The organism is Bradyrhizobium sp. (assembly GCF_049798375.1).
Lineage (GTDB): Bacteria > Pseudomonadota > Alphaproteobacteria > Rhizobiales > Xanthobacteraceae > Bradyrhizobium.
The window spans coordinates 1-6339 of the sequence record NZ_JBARGP010000218.1 but is presented as its reverse complement, the minus strand read 5'-3'; the positions used below and the strand labels follow the sequence as shown (position 1 = coordinate 6339).

Sequence of the window (6339 nt, the reverse complement as noted above, 5' to 3'; positions counted from 1 at the left end):
ATCTTCAGCGCGGTGTCGGCGGCTTCCGAACCGGAGTTGCAGAAGAATACGTGGTCGAGGCCTTCAGGAGCCAGAGCGGCGATACGGCTGGCGAGCTCGAAGGCCTGCGGGATGCCGAACTGGAACGGCGGCGCGTAGTCCAGCGCCTCGGCCTGCTTGGCGATCGCGGTCGCGATCTCAGGTCGCCCGTGGCCGGCGTTGGAGCACCACATGCCGGAGGCGGCGTCGATGATCTGGCGGCCGTCCACCGTGATGTAGTGCATGCCCTTGGCGCCGGCGAGCAGGCGCGGGTTTTTCTTGAAGGCGCGGTTCGCGGTGAACGGCATCCAATGCGCGGCAAGATCGTTCGGAACGGCAACGGCGGGGCGGGGGCTCTTGTCCAGCATGGTGACCTCTTCAGACCTTCAGGTGATGCGACGGCGACGGCACGATCCGCAACGTCAGGCGAACGGTTGCCAGAACGGATCGCGCGTGAACGGGTCTGGACCGAACGGCGTCATCGCTGCTGACGGCAGCCGCGAGTCCAGCTCACCGACAAGCTATCAGTTTCGGACGCCGACGAAAACGTCAAAGGGCCGGTTTTCCTGCCGACCTGCTGGGCTATTTGTGCACAGCGGTTGCGCGTGCACCGGTCCGTGCAGACCGAGCACCAATCAGCGCAAATCCGGGGCGGCGATCCAGAACACTTCGCCTTCGGAATCCTCGGTATCCAGCCAGAGCAGCGGCAGGTCGGGATATGCGGCCTCGATCTGCGGCCGGTCGCGGCCGACCTCGCAGAGCAGGCCGCCTTCGGCGGTCAAATGGTCGCGGGCCTGTTCGAGGATGCGGTGAATGATGGTCAGGCCGTCGGCGCCGCCGTCGAAGGCAAGCGCAGGCTCGGCGCGGCATTCCGGCGGAAGCGCGGCCATGCCCTCGGCATCGACGTAAGGCGGATTGCTGATGATCAGGTCGTAGCGGCGGCTGGACAGCGGGGCGAACAGGTCGCCGCGATGCAGCGTGATTTGCTCGTCGAGCCCGTAATCGGCGACGTTGCGCGCTGCAACAGCCAGCGCATCCTTCGAGATGTCAACGGCCTCGATCGTGGCATTGGGGAAATGGCGGCTGGCGAGGATCGCAAGGCAGCCGGAGCCGGTGCAGAGATCGAGCGCGCTCTCGACCGTCAGGGGATCGTCGATCAGCGAGGTGCCTTCCGATTCGGCGCCGCGGAAATGCGAATCGAGCAATTCGCCGATGAACGAGCGCGGCACGATGACGCGCTCGTCGACGTAGAACGGCAGGCCGCGCATATAGACCTTGTTGACCAGATAGGCGGCCGGCTTGCGCGTGGTGACGCGTGCGACAATCAGATCGAGGATGGTCTTGCCCTCAGTTGCGGTGACGCGCGCGGTGGCAAAGCTCTCGAACTGGTCGGGATGCAGATGCAGCGCCTCGCTGATCAGGAACGCGGCTTCGGCAACGGAATCGGTAGTGCCGTGCGCGAACACCAGCCCCGCTTGCTGGAAGCGGCTCACGGCATAGCGGACGTAATCGAGCACGGTCTGCAACTCGCCGGCGCCGATCTTCGGCACGGCGGCTTTGCGGGGCGTGGCTTTCTTTGCGGGCTTTTTCAGCGCTTTGGCCATTAGGATTTCCAGCGCGCCGAAGCGTCGTCGTCGTGGCTCTTGGCCTCGACCCAGGCGCTGTCGCCTTCCGGCTTCTCCTCGCGCTTCCAGAACGGCGCGTTGGTCTTCAAATAATCCATCAGAAACTCCGCGGCCTCGAACGCCGCCTGGCGATGGCTGGAGGCGGTCACCACCAGCACGATGTTTTCGCCCGGCGTGATGCGTCCGTAGCGATGGATGATGGTGAGGCCCTGCAAGGGCCAGCGCGCCAGGGCCTCGTCGGCGTGGCGTTTGATCTCGGCCTCGGCCATGCCGGGATAATGTTCGAGCGTCAGCGCGGTGAGACCATCGTCGGCGCGGCACAGGCCGGAGAAGGAGACGACCGCGCCGACATCGGTGCGACCGGCACTCAAGCCCGCGATCTCGCGCGCGGTGTCGAAATCCTGCTGCTGGACGCGGATGGTGGCGATGGCGGTCATGACCTCACGACTACCTGTGCGGCGCGCGCTTGTCACGCGCGGCCAAGAATCTCAGCCGCCGGTCATCGGCGGGAAGAACGCGATCTCGCGCGCGCCGGCGATGGCGGCATCGGCCTGGACATGGGTATGGTCGATCGCGGCGCGGATCACCTTCGGCTTCTCGAAGGCATAGGCATAGGTTTCGCCCTGGCCGGAGAGCCAGGCAATCAGCTCGCCGACGGTGCGCACGTCCGCCGGCGGCTCCACCGTCTCCTCGGCTTTGCCGACGCGCTCGCGCACCCAGGCGAAATATTTCACCCTCATCGCTGGTCTTCCGCGATGAGGTGATGAATGCCGGCGCGGAAATAGTCATAGCCGGTGTAGATGGTGATGATCGCCGACAACCCCAGCAGCCAAATCCCGATCCCGCTCACGATCGGACCGATTGCCGTCGAGATATGGGCCACCGCCACGTCGCCGGCCTCACCTGCGAGCAGGAAGCCGATCGCCACCAGTTGCATCGTGGTCTTCCATTTCGCGACCTTGGTGACAGGAACGCTGACGCGCAGCGCGGCAAGATATTCGCGCAGGCCCGAGACCAGAATTTCGCGGCACAGGATCACGATGGCGGCCCACAGCGACCAGTTTTGGATGGTACTGTCGGCCGCCAGCATCAACAGGCAGGAGGCGACCAGCAGCTTGTCGGCGATCGGATCGAGCATGCGGCCGAACGCCGACTGCTGGTTCCAGATCCGCGCGTAATAGCCGTCGAGATAGTCGGTGATGCCAGCCACTATGAACACCGCGACGGCGACCCAGCGCAGCCACAGGGGATACATCCAGACCGACTGCGCGTAGATGCAGCCAACCACGACCGGAATCGCGGCGATCCGCGCACAGGTCAGAATATTGGGCAGGGACAGCGAGGTCCAGGTCGTTCCGCGGGTGGTCGCAATGTTCATCCGGCTTACCAATACTTCCGTCGTCCGAACGTCAACCGCAGAGCGGTTTGCCCCTCGGGTGATGACAAAGATATTACGCGTATCGCAAAGAAGCCCTTGCGAACATAGGAACTGCGAAGCAGACGGCAACGCGCGTCGCGACGGTTCATTAATCAAACCGCCCGCGCGGGCACCAGATGGATTTGCCGGAAAGCGATTAAATCGCCTCCGCGCCGTGAACGGCGCACCAATGCGCTAGCCGTTCGGCAAAAATCCGGTCCCTGACGAAACGGAGCTCCTCATCCTCGATCCGCTCGATCATTTCGAGTGCGAAAGTCTCGGGCCCGTGCGTGTTCCACGCGGCCTGCAGGCTCGGATGCGGGCTCGTGCCTTGTTGCAGGGTGAACCAGAGCTTGTTCCGGATCTTGTCCAGATCCGCGGAGCGGCCGATCCAGCGCTGGTTCAATGGCCGACACAGGACGGCATAGATGCCGCCTGCGGTCTTGCGTTCCTTGTAGGCGGCAATCGCCGCCTTGCGTTCTTCGCGATTCATGACGTGCCGATCCGGCTGATAATACCCGGAATGACTTAGCGCCTTTTTATGCCCGGGTAAATATCGGATATAGACACGAAATAATTTCCTGACACATGGGTGTTACGATTGACGGTACTCTGTCTTGACCTGTAAGAACATTCTTACACATGGGAGCAGGCGCGCGTGCCGAGCCAAGGCGATCAGCTACTGGAAAGGTTGGCGGCGCTGGCCAATCCGCATCGCCTGAGGATCCTGGCGGCGCTACGAGTCAATGGGCGTACCTATGTCAGTCAGCTCGCGCGAGAGCTCGGCATCAGCAGACCACTGCTGCATCTTCATCTACGCAAGCTCGCGGAGGCCGGACTGGTCACAAGCCAACTCGAACTCTCCGCCGACGGCAAAGCGCTGAACTACTTCGAGGTCGCTGCTTTCGACATCAGTCTGACGCCGTCCTCGATCGCCGACGCCGCGCGAACGCTCACTTCGCCGCAATCCGCTCACACACCAGAAGGAAACAAACATGGCTGACAGGGCCGCCATCTTCCTGCTCGTGACAATTCTCGTCCTTGTCACGATCATCCTGGTTTTCGCGATGAAGTATTTCACGGCCGTCCGGCAGGCGGGACTGCATGTCGCAAATGAGGGCGCCTACCGCACGCTGGCGGAGAGGACTGCGCGGGCGCAAGAGACAAGCGCAGAGCTGCTCGCCGCGCTCAAGAGCAGTCTCGGTCAGATCGAGGTGCGGCTCGCCCATGTCGAAAAGGTGCTGAAGGAGGTCGAATAATGAGCGGCGAACAGCGCGCTGAAGAGCTTTCGCTGCTGCGGCGGATGCGGGCCATCTCGCTGATCGAGGGCACGACCTTGCTCCTGCTGGTTCTGGTCGCCGTGCCACTGAAACACGTCGCGGGCCTGCCCATGGCCACCCGGATCATGGGACCGATACATGGCCTTGCGTTCCTGACCTATGTCTGGATGCTGCTCCAACTGGTGTCCGGCGGCGGATGGTCGCGTGCGGAAACCGCGCGCCTCGTGATCGCGGCCTTGATCCCTTGTGGTACCTTCATCAACGAGCGCGCGCTGGCCCGGCGTCAGGCGTTGCTCGACATCGCCTGCTGAGAGCGCGGTGTGGACTATCTCTGGCTCAAGGCGCTTCACGTCACGGCAGTTCTGGTCTGGATGAGCGGGCTGCTCGCCGTCGCGCTCGGGGCGACCTCCGCCGCCAAGGTGTCTTCGTCTGCCGAGGGCCGAAGTGCTCTGATCGAACGAACCCTGCGCTGGGATCAGCGCGTGACCTTGCCGGCCATGCTGCTCGCATGGGGGGCGGGGGGTACGCTCGCGACTTTGGGCGGGTGGTTTCACTCGCCTTGGCTGATCGTCAAGATCGGGATCGTCGGGCTGCTCTCGGCGCTGCATGCTATCCTTTCGGGAACACTGCGCAGGCTCGCATATGCCGATGCGGCGTCCCCGCCGTCTTGGCTGGTTCACGCGCGGCTGCTGATTGTCGCCGGCGTCACCGCGATTGTGGTCCTGGTCGTCGTCAAGCCGTTCTGATCACCAGCGTGGAATGGCGGCGGCGTCAGCGCGCCGAAGCGCCAAACAGGGACGTGCCGCTCCCCGAGGCTCGCTTCAGGTCGGCATCGTCAGGACGGTGCGCCAGCTGCTGTCCTCAATGGCCCAGACCTGCTTGATCTGGCACGGCAGGGTAGTGCCGCGGACAAACGCGTGCGCGAAGCGGTGATCTCGCCGAAGGGCAAGGCGATGACCGATATGGTCGACGCCGCGCGGGACCGCATCGGCCGTGCCATTTTTGCCACCTGGGAGGCGCGCGACGTCGACGAGCTGGTGCGGCTGATGCGGAAATTCGCCGATGCGCTCAATGAGGAGCCGCCGGCCGCGTCGTGAGCGGCGCCGGCGACTTGCTGTGCTTCACCAGGACGGCCAAAAACCCAGCGGCTGCGCCGGACGATAGACCTGCTGGCCGCCGCGCCGGCGCACATAGGTCTGCTGGGGCTGTTGCGGCTCCCAGCTGCGCTGGAAGAACGAACCGGAGCCGTCATCGTCCGATTCCTCGCGGCTCACGACGACATCGCTCGACGGCTGCCGCGTAATGAAGCCGCCCTGGGGCTGATTGCTCAGCACGGCGACGAACTCGGTACGATAATTGGTCTCTTCGCTGAGCGGCTCATCCGAGATGACGATCGAGGATCGCGGCAGCGCGGTCGGCGCGATGCGATCCAGTACCTCCTGCGGGATGGTGATGCGGTCGAGCGCGTCCCTGGCGTTGTCGCCGTCGTCGATCGAAACCACGCTCCAGCGCAAGGCCGCGCCATCGCGCGCCATCGCGGTGAAGATATGCGTGCCGATCGGCTTGTTCGGATCGCGAATCGCGATGGGAACCTCGATGCTGGCATCGAACACTTCGCCGCCGCCATCGCGCGCGGGCTTGTGGGTGTTGCGCCGGACGTAAAGCTTCTGGGTGGCGCGGCTGATATAGACCGAGACCGGTTCGAGCGCGAGCTTGGCGTCGGTCGCCGCCTTGGCAGCATCGACTTTCTTGGCCTCGGCGGCCTTGGCGGCATCCTTTGCCGCAGCGGCGGCGTCGAGCTTGGGCTGCGCATCGGCCTTGGCGGTATCGAATCGCGTCCCGGCGTCCGCGGCCTTGGCGGCGGCCTTCTGCTCCAGCGCGGTGGCGCGCGCCTTGGACTGGTCGGTTTTGGCGGCGGCGAGCACTTTGTCTAAATAGGCGAGGTCGGCGGCGGTGCGGGTCTTCGCCCGCTCCAGCTTCCGCAGCGACATTGCGAGCG

Annotated in this window: 10 protein-coding genes and 2 pseudogenes; 5 read left to right on the top strand and 7 right to left on the bottom strand. The window is 64.3% G+C overall.

From position 1 onward, the window contains the following. The 6 genes from WA702_RS09300 to WA702_RS09275 form a co-directional block, all read right to left on the bottom strand. On the bottom strand, positions 1-386 hold a 386-nt coding region (locus WA702_RS09300), incomplete at its 3' end, for an aminotransferase class III-fold pyridoxal phosphate-dependent enzyme (RefSeq protein WP_425110228.1). 267 nt (positions 387-653) lie between these two features. Further along, complete coding sequence (prmB, locus tag WA702_RS09295) at positions 654-1622, bottom strand: 50S ribosomal protein L3 N(5)-glutamine methyltransferase (RefSeq protein WP_425110227.1); 969 nt, start codon at positions 1620-1622, stop codon at positions 654-656. Next, a complete protein-coding gene (locus WA702_RS09290; RefSeq protein ID WP_425110226.1) occupies positions 1622-2080 on the bottom strand; it encodes a molybdenum cofactor biosynthesis protein MoaE in 459 nt (152 codons plus the stop codon). The genes prmB and WA702_RS09290 overlap by 1 nt, the downstream gene beginning before the upstream one ends. 51 nt (positions 2081-2131) lie before the next feature. After that, positions 2132-2383 (bottom strand): molybdopterin converting factor subunit 1, encoded by a 252-nt coding sequence (moaD, locus tag WA702_RS09285; RefSeq protein ID WP_425110225.1) that lies wholly within the window; start codon positions 2381-2383, stop codon positions 2132-2134. Next, complete coding sequence (pgsA, locus tag WA702_RS09280; RefSeq protein ID WP_425110224.1) at positions 2380-3021, bottom strand: CDP-diacylglycerol--glycerol-3-phosphate 3-phosphatidyltransferase; 642 nt, start codon at positions 3019-3021, stop codon at positions 2380-2382. Before pgsA ends, moaD begins: the two co-directional genes overlap by 4 nt. Positions 3022-3217: 196 nt before the next feature. After that, positions 3218-3553, bottom strand: coding sequence for a GIY-YIG nuclease family protein (locus WA702_RS09275; protein WP_425110223.1), 336 nt, complete (start codon positions 3551-3553; stop codon positions 3218-3220). Positions 3554-3751: 198 nt separating this feature from the next. On the opposite strand from WA702_RS09275, the gene WA702_RS09270 reads away from it, so the two are divergent. The 5 genes and pseudogenes from WA702_RS09270 to WA702_RS09250 all read left to right on the top strand — a co-directional run. Then, the gene (locus WA702_RS09270; RefSeq protein ID WP_425110222.1) at positions 3752-4063 is read left to right on the top strand and encodes an ArsR/SmtB family transcription factor; all 312 of its coding nucleotides are present in this window, start codon (positions 3752-3754) and stop codon (positions 4061-4063) included. Continuing rightward, complete coding sequence (locus WA702_RS09265) at positions 4056-4319, top strand: hypothetical protein (RefSeq protein ID WP_425110221.1); 264 nt, start codon at positions 4056-4058, stop codon at positions 4317-4319. The genes WA702_RS09270 and WA702_RS09265 overlap by 8 nt, the downstream gene beginning before the upstream one ends. Next, positions 4319-4651 carry a DUF3817 domain-containing protein gene (locus WA702_RS09260; protein ID WP_425110220.1) on the top strand — a complete coding sequence of 111 codons (333 nt, stop codon included), beginning with the start codon at positions 4319-4321 and terminating at the stop codon, positions 4649-4651. Before WA702_RS09265 ends, WA702_RS09260 begins: the two co-directional genes overlap by 1 nt. Positions 4652-4660: 9 nt before the next feature. Further along, complete coding sequence (locus tag WA702_RS09255) at positions 4661-5086, top strand: CopD family protein (RefSeq protein ID WP_425110219.1); 426 nt, start codon at positions 4661-4663, stop codon at positions 5084-5086. 144 nt (positions 5087-5230) lie between these two features. After that, a pseudogene (locus WA702_RS09250) lies at positions 5231-5437 on the top strand (MarR family transcriptional regulator); the annotation flags it as partial. A 24-nt stretch (positions 5438-5461) separates the two neighbouring features. Here the strand turns inward: WA702_RS09250 and WA702_RS09245 are convergent. Next, positions 5462-6339, bottom strand: a pseudogene (locus WA702_RS09245) (L,D-transpeptidase); the annotation flags it as partial.